Source organism: Leclercia sp. UBA5076 (assembly GCF_002416465.1).
Lineage (GTDB): Bacteria > Pseudomonadota > Gammaproteobacteria > Enterobacterales > Enterobacteriaceae > Enterobacter.
Genome location: NZ_DIAO01000002.1, coordinates 69,712 through 86,531, shown reverse-complemented (window position 1 = coordinate 86,531; position 16,820 = coordinate 69,712). Strand labels below are relative to the sequence as shown.

General features: G+C 53.8%; 19 protein-coding genes. 7 read left to right on the top strand and 12 right to left on the bottom strand.

Annotation, left to right across the window (positions count from 1 at the left end; all coding sequences use genetic code 11):
• Positions 1–28: 28 nt before the first annotated feature.
• Positions 29–1,030, bottom strand: coding sequence for a GlxA family transcriptional regulator (locus B3X29_RS01625; RefSeq protein WP_103179445.1), 1,002 nt, complete (start codon positions 1,028–1,030; stop codon positions 29–31).
• Positions 1,031–1,149: 119 nt separating this feature from the next.
• Between B3X29_RS01625 and B3X29_RS01620 the strand changes: the two genes are divergently transcribed.
• A complete protein-coding gene (locus B3X29_RS01620; protein ID WP_159338987.1) occupies positions 1,150–1,791 on the top strand; it encodes an HD domain-containing protein in 642 nt (213 codons plus the stop codon).
• A 293-nt stretch (positions 1,792–2,084) separates the two neighbouring features.
• Here the strand turns inward: B3X29_RS01620 and B3X29_RS01615 are convergent, their stop codons facing one another.
• Positions 2,085–2,645, bottom strand: coding sequence for a hypothetical protein (locus tag B3X29_RS01615; protein ID WP_159338985.1), 561 nt, complete (start codon positions 2,643–2,645; stop codon positions 2,085–2,087).
• 66 nt (positions 2,646–2,711) lie between these two features.
• Between B3X29_RS01615 and B3X29_RS01610 the strand changes: the two genes are divergently transcribed.
• From B3X29_RS01610 to B3X29_RS01600, 3 genes are all read left to right on the top strand, one after another.
• Positions 2,712–2,960, top strand: a complete 249-nt coding sequence (locus tag B3X29_RS01610) for an SDR family oxidoreductase (protein ID WP_159339324.1) — start codon at positions 2,712–2,714, stop codon at positions 2,958–2,960.
• 54 nt (positions 2,961–3,014) lie between these two features.
• Positions 3,015–3,311, top strand: coding sequence for a nitroreductase (locus tag B3X29_RS01605; protein WP_103179448.1), 297 nt, complete (start codon positions 3,015–3,017; stop codon positions 3,309–3,311).
• A 270-nt stretch (positions 3,312–3,581) separates the two neighbouring features.
• A complete protein-coding gene (locus tag B3X29_RS01600; RefSeq protein WP_159338983.1) occupies positions 3,582–3,803 on the top strand; it encodes a hypothetical protein in 222 nt (73 codons plus the stop codon).
• 119 nt (positions 3,804–3,922) lie between these two features.
• Here the strand turns inward: B3X29_RS01600 and B3X29_RS01595 are convergent, their stop codons facing one another.
• Complete coding sequence (locus tag B3X29_RS01595) at positions 3,923–4,117, bottom strand: hypothetical protein (protein WP_103179450.1); 195 nt, start codon at positions 4,115–4,117, stop codon at positions 3,923–3,925.
• 115 nt (positions 4,118–4,232) lie between these two features.
• The gene (locus B3X29_RS01590; RefSeq protein ID WP_159338981.1) at positions 4,233–5,120 is read right to left on the bottom strand and encodes a LysR family transcriptional regulator; all 888 of its coding nucleotides are present in this window, start codon (positions 5,118–5,120) and stop codon (positions 4,233–4,235) included.
• A gap of 153 nt (positions 5,121–5,273) precedes the next feature.
• Here B3X29_RS01590 and B3X29_RS01585 point away from each other — a divergent pair, with 153 nt between their 5' ends.
• Positions 5,274–6,371: an NADH:flavin oxidoreductase gene (locus B3X29_RS01585; RefSeq protein WP_290503274.1), complete on the top strand. Its 1,098-nt coding sequence runs from the start codon at positions 5,274–5,276 to the stop codon at positions 6,369–6,371.
• 41 nt (positions 6,372–6,412) lie between these two features.
• Here the strand turns inward: B3X29_RS01585 and B3X29_RS01580 are convergent, their stop codons facing one another.
• Together B3X29_RS01580 and B3X29_RS01575 are read right to left on the bottom strand one after the other, a co-directional pair.
• A complete protein-coding gene (locus tag B3X29_RS01580; RefSeq protein ID WP_290503273.1) occupies positions 6,413–7,588 on the bottom strand; it encodes an MFS transporter in 1,176 nt (391 codons plus the stop codon).
• A gap of 60 nt (positions 7,589–7,648) precedes the next feature.
• A complete protein-coding gene (locus tag B3X29_RS01575; protein ID WP_159338977.1) occupies positions 7,649–8,782 on the bottom strand; it encodes an alpha/beta hydrolase in 1,134 nt (377 codons plus the stop codon).
• Between the two features lie 115 nt (positions 8,783–8,897).
• Here B3X29_RS01575 and B3X29_RS01570 point away from each other — a divergent pair, with 115 nt between their 5' ends.
• Complete coding sequence (locus B3X29_RS01570) at positions 8,898–9,782, top strand: LysR family transcriptional regulator (protein WP_103179455.1); 885 nt, start codon at positions 8,898–8,900, stop codon at positions 9,780–9,782.
• A gap of 472 nt (positions 9,783–10,254) precedes the next feature.
• Complete coding sequence (locus tag B3X29_RS01565) at positions 10,255–10,728, top strand: hypothetical protein (RefSeq protein WP_103179456.1); 474 nt, start codon at positions 10,255–10,257, stop codon at positions 10,726–10,728.
• Between the two features lie 114 nt (positions 10,729–10,842).
• Here B3X29_RS01565 and B3X29_RS01560 read toward each other — a convergent pair whose 3' ends face one another.
• The 6 genes from B3X29_RS01560 to B3X29_RS01535 form a co-directional block, all read right to left on the bottom strand.
• Positions 10,843–11,082 (bottom strand): DinI family protein, encoded by a 240-nt coding sequence (locus B3X29_RS01560; protein WP_103179457.1) that lies wholly within the window; start codon positions 11,080–11,082, stop codon positions 10,843–10,845.
• An 85-nt stretch (positions 11,083–11,167) separates the two neighbouring features.
• The gene (locus B3X29_RS01555) at positions 11,168–11,956 is read right to left on the bottom strand and encodes a phosphotransferase family protein (RefSeq protein WP_103179458.1); all 789 of its coding nucleotides are present in this window, start codon (positions 11,954–11,956) and stop codon (positions 11,168–11,170) included.
• A 107-nt stretch (positions 11,957–12,063) separates the two neighbouring features.
• Entirely contained in the window at positions 12,064–14,253 is a 2,190-nt protein-coding gene (locus B3X29_RS01550; protein ID WP_103179459.1) for a TonB-dependent siderophore receptor, read from the bottom strand.
• 314 nt (positions 14,254–14,567) lie between these two features.
• Entirely contained in the window at positions 14,568–15,770 is a 1,203-nt protein-coding gene (locus B3X29_RS01545; RefSeq protein ID WP_159338973.1) for an MFS transporter, read from the bottom strand.
• A 45-nt stretch (positions 15,771–15,815) separates the two neighbouring features.
• On the bottom strand, positions 15,816–16,577 hold the full coding sequence (locus tag B3X29_RS01540; protein WP_156654434.1) for an SDR family oxidoreductase: 762 nt from the start codon (positions 16,575–16,577) through the stop codon (positions 15,816–15,818).
• 4 nt (positions 16,578–16,581) lie between these two features.
• Positions 16,582–16,770 (bottom strand): hypothetical protein, encoded by a 189-nt coding sequence (locus B3X29_RS01535; protein ID WP_103179462.1) that lies wholly within the window; start codon positions 16,768–16,770, stop codon positions 16,582–16,584.
• Between the last annotated feature and the right edge of the window lie 50 nt (positions 16,771–16,820).

Here is a 16,820-nt window from a genome sequence, read left to right as displayed (position 1 = left end):
GTCGGGTGAGTTAACAACAACAGAGCCGTTATTCAGTGAGTTTAGGGCAAACTTGGGTGGGGAAGTCTTCCTGTTGGCCTACCATCTTCCGATAGGCGGCAGGCGTCATGCCTGTGAGTCGACTGAACACACGCCGCATGACATCCGGACCTGAGAAACCGCATTCTGCGGCTATTTTTTTCGCGGGCAGCTTCTCTTTTTCAATCAGCAAGCGCGCTTTTGACACGCGCTCACGCTCCAGCCATTGAGCAGGGGTCAAACCGATCTCCTGGCGAAAAATACGCGTAAGGTGCCTCTCACTAAGGTTGATGTGTTGCGCCAACATGGCAACCGAGCCAATCTCTTTAATATTCTGAATTGCCCAACGCTGAAGATCCTGGAGTGCTGAGCGTCCGTTCAGGGAAAGTTGGCTTCGTCTGACAAAGTGCGACTGATTAACAGGCCGACGAAAGAACATCACTAACTGATCCGCAACCTCGGCCGCAATTTCCCGCCCCAGATCTTCCTCCACCAACCTCAATGCCAGATCTAGGCCGGATGTCACACCGGCGGCAGTACGCACCCTACCATCGGCGATAAACAGCGCATCGCTTTCCACGACTATTTCAGGATGTCTGATAGAAAGCAGTTCCGCACAATTCCAGTGGGTGGTGACCTGCTTACCGCTGAGTTTTCCGGTAAGCGCCAGCAGCAGCGCGCCAGTACATACGGATCCAAACCGCTCACTTTTTTCGCATAAGGCGGTAATACCCGCCAGGACATTGCTCTCTGGCGTATAACCAGACATACCTGGTGCGCCCGCAATGAGAAACGTATCAGGAACGAGTTCTGAAATATCCGCGAGTGAAAAATCTGCCGCCAGCCTGACGCCGGACGAGGCCTGCACAGCAGAGCCACTGACGGAAACGACATACAGACGATAAAATTGACGTCCCAGGATTCTGTTAGCCTCAGCAAAAACATCTATAGGCCCGCCTACATCAAGCAACTGCACGCCCGGCACCGCCAGTATGGCTATGGTATGACTCATTTTCTCCTCCCGGCGTCTGAATAAATCCAGATGTCCTTATTCGTCGTAAAAGTACGGTGGCAGACATGAATGATAAACCCTAATTTAGAGGCACACCATAGCCATCTAAGGAGTTATTCATGAGTTCTGCAATTAAAGGTATCAGCGTCCCGGACAGCCGTATGGCCAGAGAAGCCACGGAATTTATCAGGGACACCGAAACAGAGCTGCTGTTTAATCATTCAAGCCGGGTTTATTACTGGGCGGCCCTGGCTGGGCAGGAAAGAGGCCTGAAAGTAGACAGTGAGCTGCTGTACATTGGCTGTATGTTTCATGACATTGGACTCACCCATGAGCATTGCAGCTGTGACAAACGTTTTGAAGTAGACGGCGCCAATGCGGCACGTACCTTTCTGGAGGGATATGGTATCGCTCCTGCCGACATTGATAAGGTATGGACAGCCATTGCCCTCCATACCACACCAGGCATACCTGAGTTCATGGCACCAGAAATAGCCCTGGTTACCGCAGGCGTGGAAATGGATGTGCTGGGAATCGATTATGAAAAATTTTCAGAAGCAGATATTAAAGCGGTTACGCAGCAGTATCCCCGTACGCCAACATTTAAAGAGGATATTATTCAGGCATTTTATGACGGTATAAAACACAAGCCGCAGACGACATTCGGTAACGTAAAGGCTGACGTTATTAAGGATAAGGAACCCGGTTTCACTCCTTTTAACTTCTGCAATATTATCCGGCAGTCACGCTGGCAAGGGTGAGCCGCTGCAACGCAATAATTGAATGAGGGCAGCAGTTAAATATCAGGGATGACCTTCACCTTAAAATATGGATGATGCCTTCACAGGCGGCGCATGACGTTTAGCTGAAGACGTCATGCGCCTTTTTGCGTCAGCTTACGGTTTGCGTATATGCCGAAAAGCAGATTGCGATCTGTTTTGATAGCTGTATTACGCTTCACATAGCGTTTTAATTCATAGGATCTGGGGCCGCTCCTGGCACAGGGCAGTTATTCAGTTAAGTTAACTTTTGTGTCCAGGTTCATAGGTAAACATTACCGCACAAGCAGATCCAGCCAGTCTGGGTTCTCAATTTTACGGGAATAGGGCAGCATCGCACGATTAATCAGCGCAAAGAATTCGGACTCCCCCATCCTGACTGCTTCGCTTGTGCCAGGTCCCTCCCATTCATCAAAGAGATGCCAGTAAAGCGATTTCAGGGTATCGACCACCGCAGAGAAAATCTTTACGCCAGGTTCAAGCCAATAACACACCAGAAAAGACAATTTCTGTTCGGCATCATGGATGGACGCGCACCTGGAAAGTTGACGCATAAATAGCTTGATCCAGACCAGTGCTGCCGTTTTTAGCGGGGGCAGATCTATCCGCTGCTCTGCCATGTACCGTGACAGATATAATTCAACTTCAGCCCGTACAGGTTGATTATCAAGCGCCAGTGAAGCGAGGATCAAAAGGGTCTCCGACTCATTTCCTGCGGTGATTTGATCTTCAGCCCATGCAATGATCAGGCCGTCCAGATCGTCATGAAGAAAGGGATATTTCTGTGAAAAAACAAGCAACCCGAGCAGGTCATTGAGTGTGTATTGAGATGGCATCTGATATTCCCTTTCCTTTTTGGTTTACATAAACCCTACCAAGGATAATTTCCGGGTCCATCAGAAATTGAATGCTGGGTCTATATAACTATCTTTGGCCGCCTCGTTATCGCCTTCCACAACGCCGGGATCCAGAATGTGCTGGCAGAGATCGCAGACGCAACAGCAGAGGATTTCGACCGCGTCACGGCGGTAAACCTGCGCGGCGTCAGGGGTTGCATGAAGTATGAACTGCAACAGATGCGTAAGCAGGCTCTGACCGTTTTAAACTTAAGAATGTCTTACTATTTAAGTGGTGCTGTATTCATTTATTAAATTTGTTGCAATATGACCGATTTTTAGAGTTTCTAACCTTCTCGAGGGACAATAATGGAAAAAAATTTCACGCCAGAACAGATAGAAATGATCAATCGTATTGTCTTTGCACACATTGATCGGATGAACGAGAAAGCGGCTGAAATTGTTGAAGAAACAGAGAGGGCAGCACACCATGAACTCCAGGAGAGCGGGATCGATATGACTGATTTCTCTCCTGCTAATAAGAGTTTTTTGATGGTTACGCTCATCCAGAACCTGATAGATCGTGTTCACGGCGGCGATATGACGGTTGCCCAAAAGTTAATAACGATGGAAGCTAAAAGGCTGAACGTCAGCGTAAATGAATAATGTCCACTTCAGGTAGATAGAGAGAGATGGCATGCCGGGCATGCCTGTTTCATTTAAAAAGGCATTCAATTATTCCTCTGACACCCACATGAGTAAAGTGAGCACGATAGGTACTGCATCCCAGCGCACTGAGTAGCACCACATCTGCCAGAGCGGCTTGCCGGATTTATAGCGTCATAAGCTGCCGTCCTGATGAAATTCACGATTCAGGCGCTATACCTTAACAGCCAGTGATAAAGTGGCAGGCAAACATATTAAGGGATTATAAATATGCAGATTGTTTTTGTGCCCGCCTTAATCGTCGTCCTGATTGATAAAGAGCAGGAGCTGGGGCGGGCGTTAACACAGGAAGAGGTAAAGGCAATCCGCGATGATGCTACGGCCATCCGGCTGCCGGACGAGGCGGCCAACGATATGATCAGAGAGCGCGGCTACCGCGATATTGACCCAGAAAATGTCTGGCAAGAGTGGGTGGCGTATAAAGCAGGCTGACGCAACCACGTCAGGTCAGCCTGTCTGAGATATAGCGCCTATTTCACCAGAGCAAACAGATCGTTCAGCGATTCGCTCATGGTACAGCCGATATTAATGCAGGTGCCGCAATCCATGGCTTACCATTCAACTGTGATTTTCCCGAAGTGCTTTCCGCCCGCAAGGAGGCTGAATGCTTCGCTGACAGAGGCCAGCCCTTCAAACCTGTCGGAAATGGCGGGGCTGATCCCGGTCTGATTCTGCGCTCTGACAACGTCCTGCCGCATACGATTGCTGCCAACCACCAGCCCCTGGAGACGGGCTTGTTTCGCCATCAGCCCGGCGGTCGGAACAACGCCTTACATACCCGTCAGGACGTCAATCAAGGCAATATGGCATTGAGCGGGGTCCATCTCCGGACTAAAAAAGAGAGATCTGTCGTGACATATTTCAGCCCGTAGCGGTTGAGATCAGCGATGACTTCAATTTATCGATAAACATACTGACCCGCAGAGGAAGATAACGTGTTGTTGGCAGTACGGCCCAGACCGATAACGCCTGCGGCCTGACATCAGAAAAATTAATCTCAACAAGCGTGCCTTCGTGGAGCTCTTTCATGACATCCCAGCGGGTAAGCTGCGCAATGCCCAGTCCGTGAGAACAGAGTTCTCTTATTCCTTCGACGTTATCGGAGCTGAAACGCCCATCAACACCGATCCTGATAACGTCACCATCACGTTCAAACAGCCATTGAGGCACGCTGCTGAGTCTGAGGCAACTGTGCTGCAGTAAATCTTCAACAAAATGAGGTACGCCATTCGCCTTCAGGTAATCGGGTGAAGCGCAGACGATCCGCGGATTATCAGTAATTTTGCGGGCAATGAGCGTGGAGTCTTTTAATGGCGCGATGCGGATGGCGACATCGAATCCTTTCCCAACAATATCAACTACATTCTCGCTGAGTAGAAGGTCAATATTCAGCTTTGAATTGTCCGCTAACAGTTCAGAAACCAGAGGCAAAATATTTCGTCTTCCAAAGCCTGATGGGGCAGTGATCCTCAGTAATCCGGACGCGCCCTGGGTTGAGGGAGAGAATAGCGCACGGGCACCTGCCTCTGCATCAATAAGCGCCCGTGCGTAAGGCAGAAATTCCATTCCTTCCTGAGTTAAAGAGACAGAGCGCGTCGTTCTCTGTAAAAGGCGCGTTCCCAGCTCGTGTTCAAGGGAGGCGAGGCGTCTTGAAACGGCCATGGCGGAAAGACCCTGTCGTTTCGCTGCCTGCGTCAGACTGCGCGTTTCGGTGATAACGAGAAAGAGTGAAACATCCTGCAAATTCATAGCGGCTCCGGTATCAGAATCAGCGCAAAAGTTATCTAACGGCCATCGTGATTATAACGATAAACGTTATACAGCCTTATCATTTTGCCCCGTTTAAGCCTGATTAAACAATGATTATAGTGCATTTACGATTTAATTAATCAGGAGTAACGTATGAACAAATCATCCCTTTTTACCCCGGGGCATATTGGAAAGGTTGTCTTAAAAAACCGTCTGGTGGTGGCGCCCATGACCCGTGTCACCGCCTCAGTGGAGGGCATCGCCAGCGATCGTATGACGATTTACTACGAAGACTTCGCCCGGGGTGGATTCGGCCTGGTGATATCAGAAGGTATTTACATTGATAAGGAATGGTCACAGACCTATGCTTTTCAGGCTGGCTTAACCAGCCCGGAACAGATTGCGGGATGGCGCAACGTCACCGACGCAGTCCACAAGCATAACGGCCACATTTTTGCCCAAATCCAGCACGCTGGCGCATTGTCGCAGGGGAACTATTTCAGGACGGGAACAGTGGCACCAGGCGCCGTTCGTCCAGTGGGCCAACAGATGTCATTTTATCGTGGAAAAGGTGAGTATCCTGTACCACGTGAACTCAGTGAAGAGGAGATCCAGAAGATTATCACAAGCTTTGCCGATGCGGCTGCGGCTGCCGTTTGCGACGCTGGCTTTGATGGTGTGGAGATCCATGGTGCCAATGGCTATCTTCTCGATCAGTTCTTCACGGATTACACCAACCCGCGATCTGACCGCTGGGGCGGGGACATCGCTGGCCGCCTTCAACTCAGCCTTGACGTCATTCAGTCTGTCAGACAGCGAGTAGGTCATGATATTCCGGTAGGGATCCGTATCTCGCAGGGGAAAGTGAACGACTTCTTCCATAAATGGGCTAATGGGGAAGACGATGCCCGGGTGGTATTTTCGCTGCTTGCGCAATCCGGTATCGATTATCTGCACCTGACGGAGTATGAAGCCTGGCAGCCAGCATTTGCTGATAACCCGCTCTCACTTGTCGAACTGGCCCGTAAATATGCGCCACAGCTGACGATTATGGCTAATGGCAGTCTCCACGATGAGGCGCGGGCAATACAGGTCATGGAGAAGGGAGCCGATTTCATTGCACTTGGGCGCGGCGCGCTGGCAAATCACGACTGGCCTGAGCGTGTTGCCGCAGGCCGAACCTTACGCGAATTTGACAGCTCAATCCTGGGCCCCATTGCCAATATTAAAGATTCTGAGCTTTCTCTCTGATCCTCCTGCCCCGGCGCGTGCTCCGGGGTATTTTCTTGATTCTACTGATTTTTAGATGCCGTCAAAAATGTCAGCGCCCCCGCGCTCAGCAGCAAAATAGCACTCACGCCAAAGGTGCTTTGCCAGCCAACGTTATCGAACACCATGCCGCCCGCCGTGGAACCCAGGGCGATAGAGAGCTGGATCACCGCCACCATCAGTCCGCCACCGGCCTCTGCATCCTCGGGCAGAGTACGGGCGAGCCACGTCCACCATCCCGTGGGTGCTGCGGTTGCCAGCAGACCCCAGAGTCCCAACAGCAGGGCGACGATCCAGACGCTGTGTCCGGTCAGGATCAACATTCCAGCAATGATGGCCATCAGCAGGGGAATCGCCATTAACGCCTGATAAAAACGCGCATTTAAAAAGGCGGCGATAATCAGCGTGCCAACAAATCCCGCGATACCGATGGTAAGCAGGATCAGCGACAAGCCGGAGGCGCTGACGTGGGTGACGGTTTCCAGGAATGGGCGCACGTAGGTGAATAACGCGAACTGTCCCATAAAGAACAGACCGCAGGCTAACAGGCCCACGCGCACCACAGGCTGGCGGAAAAGGCGCAATACCGTACCCTGTGCCGCCCGGTCATTCTCCATCTTCGGCAGGCTAAAGCACTGCCAGATGAATGCGATCATTGCCACCGGAACCAGGCACAGAAAGGCTCCGCGCCAGCCGATGGTGGCTCCGAGATAGCTGCCGAGCGGGGCGGCTACCACCGTTGCCAGGGCATTACCGCCGTTGAAAATCGCCAGCGCACGGGAGACCTGATGTTGCGGCACCAGGCGGATGGCCGTTGCGGCAGACATGGACCAGAAGCCACCGATGGCGATCCCAATCAGGGCGCGTCCGATCATATAGACCAGGTAGCTGGACGCAAAGGCAATAAGCAGCCCGGACGCCGCCATCAGCGCCGTCATACCCAGCAGAAGCGTTTTACGGTTCATATTCCCGGCAATACGGGTCAGGCTCAGGCTGGTCAGGACCGCCAGCGCGCCGGAGATGGCAATCCCCTGGCCGGCCAGACCCTCGGTGACCCCTAAATCGCGGGCAATGGGCGTCAGCAGGCTGACCGGCATAAACTCCGAGGCAATCAGGACAAATACGCACAGGGTCATGGCAAAAATAGCGCCCCAGTACGCGCGTTCGTTACTCTGTGTGGTTTGGCTCAGTGTGGACATAATCAGATTTCACGAAGGGGGAAAACAACGCCACCTGCCAGGGACAGGTGACGGAGAGGATTACTTCAGGCTGGTTTCGAAGAACTGCTCGAACTGCGCAAACGGGATCTTACCGGCGACGTTGTCGTAGAGATCGACATGGTTAGCGCCCGGGACAACCACCAGCTCTTTCTGCTTGCTGCCGACAGCTTTGTAGGCATCTTCAGCAAAGTAGCGCGAGTGCGCCTTTTCACCGGTGACGATAAGTGTCGGGATGGCGATCTCTTTGGCATAGCTCAACAGCGGCATGTTCATAAACGACAGCGGCATGGTCGCGGTCCATGCGCCGGTGGAGTTTACGGCGCGCTCGTGTAAACCGCGCGGCACCCGGTAGTAATCAAAGAACTCTTTCAGTACCGGATGCGGATCGGCAGGTAACGCTTCCGGCAGAATACGTTCAGCGGCGGTCGCTTTGCCGTTTTCGACATAAATATCATGTCCGGCATGGGCAAAGGTGCCGCTCTCTGCGTCTTTCCAGCGCTGCTCGTTCAGATACTCGAGCACAGCATGGCGATCGGATGCCGAGTAGCGGTCTTTACCGTCACCCACGCCGTGGCCCATCGCCCGGCTCATGTCGTACATCACGCTGGTGGCGACCGCTTTCACGCGGGTATCCATCGAGGCCGCATTCAGCGCCATACCGCCCCAGCCGCAGATGCCAAGGATACCGATGCGGTTGCGATCCACCTCTTTTTGTAGTCCAAGAAAGTCCACCGCAGCACTGAAATCTTCAGTGTTGATGTCGGGAGAAGCGACATTGCGCGGCTGCCCGCCGCTTTCACCGGTGTAAGAGGGATCGAATGCCAGGGTGACAAAGCCCTTCTCCGCCAGGGTCTGGGCATAGAGACCGCTGGACTGCTCTTTCACTGCGCCGAACGGTCCGCTGACCGCGATGGCCGCCAGCTTGCGATCGCCCCGGTCTTTCGGCAGATAGAGATCGCCCACGAGCGTAATGCCGTAGCGGGTCTGGAAGGTGACTTTACGGTGATCGACCTTTTTGCTTTCAGCAAATGTCTTGTCCCATGTGGTGACCATCGACACCGGGGCGTTCGGATTGGTTGTCTCTCCATAACTCATGGTTGTTACTCCACTTAAAGAGGCGCATAGCAGCATTGCAGGCATGGCTGCCGTCAGTTTTTGGGTGAATGTTTTCATAAGAGGTACCGGGCTGTGTTGTGATGTTGAGGCCAGTATAGTTAGCAGTAATAGTGATGATTAGAGGGGGAAGGGTGCTAAGATTCATATCATATTGTTATGAATTGGTGGCGTTATGGCGAAGCGGGAAAATTACAACGAGCTCTATCTCTTTATGCAGGTGGCGCGGGAGGGGAGCTTCACCGCCGCAGCCCGGCGGCTTGGGTTGGCCCAGTCGGGGATCAGCCGCTCTGTTCGCGAGCTGGAAGAGCGGTTGGGCGTGCAGCTGCTGGTGCGCACCACGCGCAGGCTATCCCTGACCCAGGCGGGGGAGCAACTTTATCAGGCGACAGAATCCGCCTTCGATGCTCTGGATAGCGGGCTTGCCACGCTGGCGCACTACCGTGAAACGCCCTCCGGTACGGTGCGCATTAACGCCAGTCAGCATGCCATTGATAAATGTCTGTTGCCGAAGCTGGCGATATTTAAACAGCGCTACCCGGATATCCGGCTGGAGCTGATGAATGAGAGCCGGTTTGTGAACATCATTACCGAACGCTTCGACGCAGGTGTAAGACTGGGGCCGGAGGTGGGTCAGGGGATGGTCGCGGTGCGCATTACGCCTGACATGGAGATGGCCGTGGTCGGTACACCTGAACATTTGCGCCGCTACGGCTTTCCCCAGACGCCTGCGGATTTAGTTGCCCACCCCTGTATTGGCTATCAGTTTGCCGATGGGGGCCTTTATCAGTGGGAGCTCATTCAGGACGGTAAAAGCGTCACCCATCGCCCCGAGGGGCAGTGGGCATTTTCTGACAGCTATATGGAAGCCGAAGCCGCCCGGCTGGGCCTGGGGCTGGCTTATGTGCCGGTCGAGCTGGTGGCGAACGATCTGGAGCGTGGGACGCTGATCCGGGTGTTGCAGCGCTTCAGCCTGCGCATGGACGGGTTGTTCCTCTATTATCCTCACCGCAACGTCTCACCGGCCCTGAGAGCGGTGATCGATACGCTGAAAATCTGAGCGGACGTTTTGTTAGCCGGGCAAGGGCAGCGCTTATCTCATTACTATCACGGTGGCGCGGGCGGAGCAGCCGACAGGCTGGCCGTTTTCTATGTGGGCCCAGTACCGTTATCCGATGCCGGGCATGGAGCCAATGCTGAGCATAATGCTCTGGCACAGGGCTTCTGTTGCAGCCTTCACGAGTCAGACTTCAATCAGATCTGATATCTCCAGGTCATCAGCTATATCAGGCTATTCATCTATAATGACTATTGCAGTTGAAATTGCACAGGAAGCTGCACCCTGGTCAACGTTTTCATTCTGCCGACACAGTAAGACAGGCTTAGGGCAGTGCAGGATGCAACTGATTACTCAGATGAAAGCGCTTAAAAAACGTGGCCATACACATGCGTGAATCAGGCCGGGAGTGACTGTCTTGCCCCCTAATAACACTTAATAATTAATAAAATTCTGTTTCTCCGGGAGATTAATTATGAAAATAATCAGATTTGTATATTCTGCTTTAATTGGTGTTGTCGCCAGCTGCCGTTCTATGACGCCGATGGCGGCCCTCGCAGCAGCACGCCTTGCCAGACGCGACACTCCGGGGAGCCTCATGCTGCTGGACCGTCCGTTATTCAAATTTGGCGCATTAGCGATGGGGGCAGGTGAGCTATTTGGCGACAAGATGAAGTCTGCGCCAGACCGCACCGTGTTTTTAGGCTTGTCAGCGCGTGTGGCCAGTGCAGGAATTGCGGGCGCCGCATTGGCACCCAAGGGAGAAGAAAAAACCGGGGCAGCAATCGCTATCTCTGCCGCTGTGCCACTTGCCTATGCCACACTTGCGGCACGCAAAAAAGCCATAGCAGAAATTGGGCAGACCAGAAGCGGCATAATTGAAGATACGCTCATCGTCGCTATCGGCGCAGCGGTTGTCTACTTCGCCACACGGCCAAAACGTCTTTAAACGTTCTCACTCTTAAAAGGTTGATCCTGGCAGGTCATAATGAAGGGGTCAGTAACGGCTTCTGGTACGAAGCGGTCTGCGGCACCTACTATGATTATGCGCGGCTTTCTGAGCTTAATCCGCAACCAGCCACATATCGGCTTCTTCAAACATCTCTTCGAGCATACGGTTCAGCTTTTCCCGATCGCTTTTACTGGCATCGCTATTCAGGCCGTTCGCCTGCATCGGCTTAACCTTCACCTCGGCATCCGGAAAGATCCGATGCACTCGCTTCGTCAGTTCAGCCAGGATGATCTCTCTGGCGCCCGGAAGCCCGGCAACATTTCGTTTGTCGTACACCAGTTCAACGAACATTACATACCCCTTATAAATACTGTTTTAATGTACAGCATTTTCACCGGGGTAATGATGCCTGTCAAGGTCGCCAGTATGACTGTATTCATAATCGTCGTGCGGTGTCCTCTAACCAGTCAGGGAGGTGTGATTGATACCAGGTTTGATACAAGGAGAACGCGCTCTTTTGCCGCTCGTAAAGTAACACAATGACTTCGGTGACAATCCATGCCTTAGCGATGGCAATTTCTCTCGTTAATTCATTGACACTATGGTGATAAGTTAACGTGCAGTAGCGTTCAGCGAGGTCCGTATACGCTCGCATCGTCCCCATTCCCTTTATAAGTGGGGCAAGGTCGATAGCAGGACTCCCTTTTCCAAACCGTTCCCAGTCGAACAGCACGACCTCACCGTTTTCTCTTCTTCCCCAGTTACCCGCATTGCTGTCCCCTGAAATCAGACGGTGGCCGCTAAACAGCACATCACTACGCTGCTGAAATTGCTGAAGCTGCCGTGCGCTTTTTTCAGGTAATGCCAGCAGGATGAGCGCTTTTTCGAGCGCCCTCTCTGACCATGAGTGCGGGTGGTAATGCCATGCGGTATTCACCGGATAACGGTGCAGACGTGCCAGCATCGTGAGAACCTCATCACTGGCGACATCAGACTGTTCAACCGGGTAAGGAATATACTCCATGCATAATTTGCGCAGGGTGGCATCGGCGGAAAAGAGCGCCGGAGTCGCAATGCCCGCCTCGTTAAGCGACGTCGCAGCGTTCTGATAAAAACCAAACTCCACCGCGCCAACAGGAGACTTTTCAATAACGGCCTGACCGCTATGACTGACCGTTAGCGCCACATTGGCGGCACCCATTCTGGATAAATCCCGTGCAGGCATAGACGATCCTCTCAGCAGTAGCGGGTGGGTTGCTCAGGATCCAGAGTGTAACGTAAATGGGCCGTTGCGCTAAAAACTGCCGCCCGCGTTGCAGGCGGCAGCCACTGTCAGAACAGAACCGAGTAGTTCAGACCAAATGTACGACCGCGGCCTTTGTAGGTATAGAGGTTTTCAGCGCCGTAGGTTGGGCTGTAGAGACCCGGTGCGCGCTGGCCCCATGCGGTGGTGTAGTCTTCATCCAGCAGGTTTTCGACGCTGAAGCTCAGCTTACCGACCGGCAGAAGATAACTGCCTAAGAAGTCCACGGTGTTATAGCCATCGATCTTCTTACCGGCTTCATCAGAGAGGTCGAACGTCTGGGTGCTTTGCATACGCAACGTCCAGTCGCCCGGCGCCCAGGTAACCCATGCGCTCATTTTAGACGGGCTGGCGCTGTCTACCGTCAGCTTTTCCCACTTTCCGTCGACGCGGGTTTCCGATTTGATGACGTTGAAGTTTGTACCGGTGCTCCACTCGCTGTCAGTGAAGAAATAGTCGATTTGGCCTTCAACACCGTAGATACGACGTTCGTCATCTTCAACGTTGATGGTCATGTCGCTTTTATTAATGTTGATGGTTTTGTCAGACAGAGAGTAATACCCGGCAATCTGCGTGCGCAGATTATCCCCGGTGTAACGCCAGCCCAGCTCGTAGGCATCAACTTTGATCCCGTCGAGTTTTGAGTCGTTCACGTTCACGCTGTTGACCAGGCGATAATGGCCGTTCACCAGCTGATAGGTGCCGGAGCCATAATATTTCGCCAGATCCGGGATCTCAAAGCCCTGGGAGAAGTTAAACCACAGCTGCTGGCGTTCGGTCAGATGACCCAGAATACCGGCGTTAAACAGCAGGTTGTTGTAATCCGTCTTTCCGCCCGGCACGGCGTCTGCGGAGGTCGCTCTGCCCGTGGCAATGGCCTGCTGCTGCGTATAGCCAATAAAATCATCGACCTTGTTTTCCGTGTACTGATAGCGCACGCCGCCGCTCAGGGTGATCGCGGAGAAGTCGTAGCTACTTTGCAGGAACGGGGCGAGGTTAGTAATGCTGTAGCCCGGATAGCGTCCAACGTTATAGGCATTATCCAGCTTCATGCCCCCGCTGGCCGCCGCCTTGCTGAGGTCGAAAAATTGCTGGTTGGCGTCGAAGGTTTCATGCTCGGCATCCACACCCCATGTCAGCGTCAATGCCTCCACCGGCTTGCTGTTGATGGTGAGCTTGCCGCCGTAGAAATCGGTTTTTTGCTGCGATGCGCCAATGCTGGTGACCCGACCGCCGGAAAGCGTAGGGAAGGGGTAATAGGTCAGGCTCTCATCGCGGTAGTAAATCTGGGCGAGCAGATCCTGGCCCCAGAAATCGGTGTTGGAATATTGCAGGTTAATCAGGTGACGTTCAGTACCGGGGATACGGTCGGAGTCGAGATTGTTTTTGTTATAGGCGTTGCCCGCGCCCGTTACTGCCGAGAAGTTCTCGCCCAGATAAAGGCCGTGCTTACCGTCAGATTCACTTTTGTAATACTGCGTGGTGAGCTGCAGCTGCTGATGATCGTCGATATTCAGCGTGCCGGTGCCCATCACGTCCAGACGGTCAGAGTATTGCAAACCGGTCTGGGTGTTATCGATGATCACCTCATCGCCATTGCCATCGTACCAGCCACCAAAGCGCTGATAGGCCACTGACAGGCGCCCGGAAGCGTTATCGTTGCCACCGCTCACCGCCGCTGCGACGTTCTCGTCATTATCGTTATGGCTGTTGAAGCCGGTTTTCAGGCCGGTCTGGAACTCGACTTCCGTTTCCGGCTGGCCCTTTTTGGTGACGATATTGATTAAGCCGCCGGTACTGCCGCCGCCGTAGAGGGAGGTGGCGCCGGAGATGACCTCAATGCGGGAAATATTAAACGGATCGATTGAGTCCAGCTGGCGGCTGTCGCTGCGCGAGGAGTTTAAACGCACGCCGTCCACCATCACCATCATGGATCGACCACGCATATTCATCCCGTAGTTGGTGCGCCCCTGGCTGCTGACGTCCATGCCGGGAATTAACTGCGCCAGCACCTCTTTCAGCTCCTTACCCCCCTGAACCTGCTGTTCAATTTCAGCCTGTTCCACAACCCAGGTGGTCTGCGCCATGTCGGTGATGCTGTGATTGGTACGGCTGGCAGCGACCACCAGCGTCTCATCTTTTTGTACTTCGGCAGAGGCATTAGCGGCTAATGTCATGAATAAACATGAGCTTAGCGCGCGATAACTGTGCGATTTCATTATTGTGATCATCCTGATTTTTCAACGAGCCGGAGGCATGGACGCCCCGTAGCGCAAAAACATCACCGCAGAGGTGATAGTGATTATCAAGATGATATGAATAATCATTTCAATGTAAACAGGTAATGTTAAAAATTGTTTCTATAATGGCATGATATTTATGGGGTTTTTGGGGGTTGCACCGCCGCTTAAGTGGGGAAATACCAGAGGTTGCCCCACGTGCGTCGCTGTCGTCACGACAGTAACCGCTTGCTTCGGTGATGAATCATCCCCGCCATTATCTGGCAGGGATCTCAGCATCGCTGATACAGCGCTCAGGCTTCATTTTTACAGGGCTCAGCGATTACCACAGGTTTTCCGAGCTTTTCTGACAGCCGCAGGCTGATCAGCGCCAGCAAAATAAAGGTCACCGATATGCCGGCCAGCCCGTAAAATCCCGCCAGGGGATAAACCCACGAGGCTACCGCAGAGCCAAATCCAATGCCGCCGAACATAAAGGCGCTGGTCAGCGCCAGAGCGATACCACGGTGCCGGACAGACGACAGTTCAACGATCCTGCGTTGCTGACTGGGCCAGAGCAGGTCGGTGGCAAAGGCCCAGACAACGAGCATCACCAGCAACACGACCAACATTTTCGGCAGCAGGGCAATCAGCGCGGTGTCCACAATCAGCAGCGTCATGCCCGCCATCAGCAACCTTTCAGACGTAAAGCGCGCGGCGGCTCGGGTCACCCAGAGGTTGCCCAGTACCCCAGCGATACCCAGTACCGCAAGCGCCGCGGAGAGAGCCTGCGTCCCGCCGGTGTAGGTATCGCGTATGAGCGGGGCGATGAACGAATAAAAGCTGTAAACACCGGAGGTAATGAAAAACACTACCAGGAATGCCGTCAGGTATTTTCCTTGTGACAGGACGCTGATCATTTCAGTAAGCCGGATGCGCGACCCTGTGCGCTCATCCGGCACCGTCAGGAGGATGTTCAGCCCGCTCAAAAGGCTTACGCCGCCCACCAGGGCAAAAAGCGCTTTTGCTCCCCACAGGCTGGCAATCCACGCGGCGAGGGGAATACCGGCGAGGCTCGCCATCGATACCCCCAGGAGTACCATGCCGATAGCGCGACCGCGTTGCTCTTCATGAACCAGCTCTGAACCCAGCGCAACCAGCACCGGGCCGATAAATCCTGCCCCTGCGCCCATCAGTATGCGGGAGGCGAGTAGCGCATCGTAGGAGGGTGACAGCGCAAACGCGAAGGCGCCAGAGCCAAAAAGCCCGATGCCCGTGAGCACCAGCTGGCGACGGCGCCAGTGACCAAACATCACCTGAACCAGTGGGGCGGCCAGGGCAAAGGTCAGGCCGAAAATACTTAGCAAGCGTGCGCTCTGTGCATCGGTCAGCTGCCAGGCGGCGGAAATAGCGGGCAGGCTACCCGCGACAGAGAGCGCACCGGTCGCCTGGACAAAATAGGCGATGCTCAGCGCGCGCAGGGCACGGCGCTGGGAAGCGGTGATAACAGCGTTCATGATCCATCTCCGGAAAAGAACAGGGGCGCGAGGCCCCTGCAGAGCTTACTGAACAGGGATTGGGTTATCCGCGACCGACTGGTTGAACTGGTTTACCAGGGTATGCTCGTTTGCCCCCGGGTTATCGCGCACAGGCAGCACGCGATCGACGATAGCTTCAATGGTGTCTGTACCGAGCTTGTCAAACGTCTCGCTGATGAACGCCTCCAGCGGCATGGCGCGCGGGTCACCGCTCTTGTAAATCAGATCCGTATCCACCCACGGCGGGGAAATTTCGATGACCTGCACGCTGGTGTCGCGCAGCAGGAAGCGCTGGGAAAGGGTGTAGGAGTGAATCGCGGCTTTCGTCGCCGAATAGAGCGCGTTGGTGGCCAGCGGCAGGAAGGCCAGCACCGAGCTGTTGTTGATCAGTACGGCGTCTGGCTGCTGTTTGAGGTGCTCAATAAACGCCGCGCTGACGCGCACCGGCCCCAGAATATTGGTGTTCAGCAGCGTAACCGCCTGGGCGTCATCCAGCTCGCCTGCTGCGTTGTCAAACGGCATGATACCGGCGTTATTGATGACCACATTCAGGGCCGGATAGCGCTTCAGCACCTGCTCTGCGGCGGCCTGAATGCTGTTGGCGCGGGTCACATCCAGCACCACATAATCCATGCCCGGACTGGCGGCGGTGACATCCTTCAGCAGCGCCTCCCGGCGCCCGGAAATGATCACCTGGTTACCTAACTGATGGAATTTTTCTGCCATTGCGCGGCCGATGCCAGAGGTGCCGCCAGTGATAAAGATGGTGTTATTGGTCAGTTTCATGGTCTTACTCCTTCGCAGAATCGTTAAGGGACGGAATGGTAATACGTGGGTCGCGAGCAAATCCGATGAGCACCGCGTCAACCCTCTCCCGTGCGCTCATGACGATAGTTGGATCGCGCGGGTCAACCGACAGACCGTCATTGTCACAGCACGGCGTGGCGGTGGCGCGGACCAGGTGGGTATGCTGCGTCATGTTGTTCACCTTGTCAGTTATCGGGTCGGTGAATACATAGTACGCAGTCA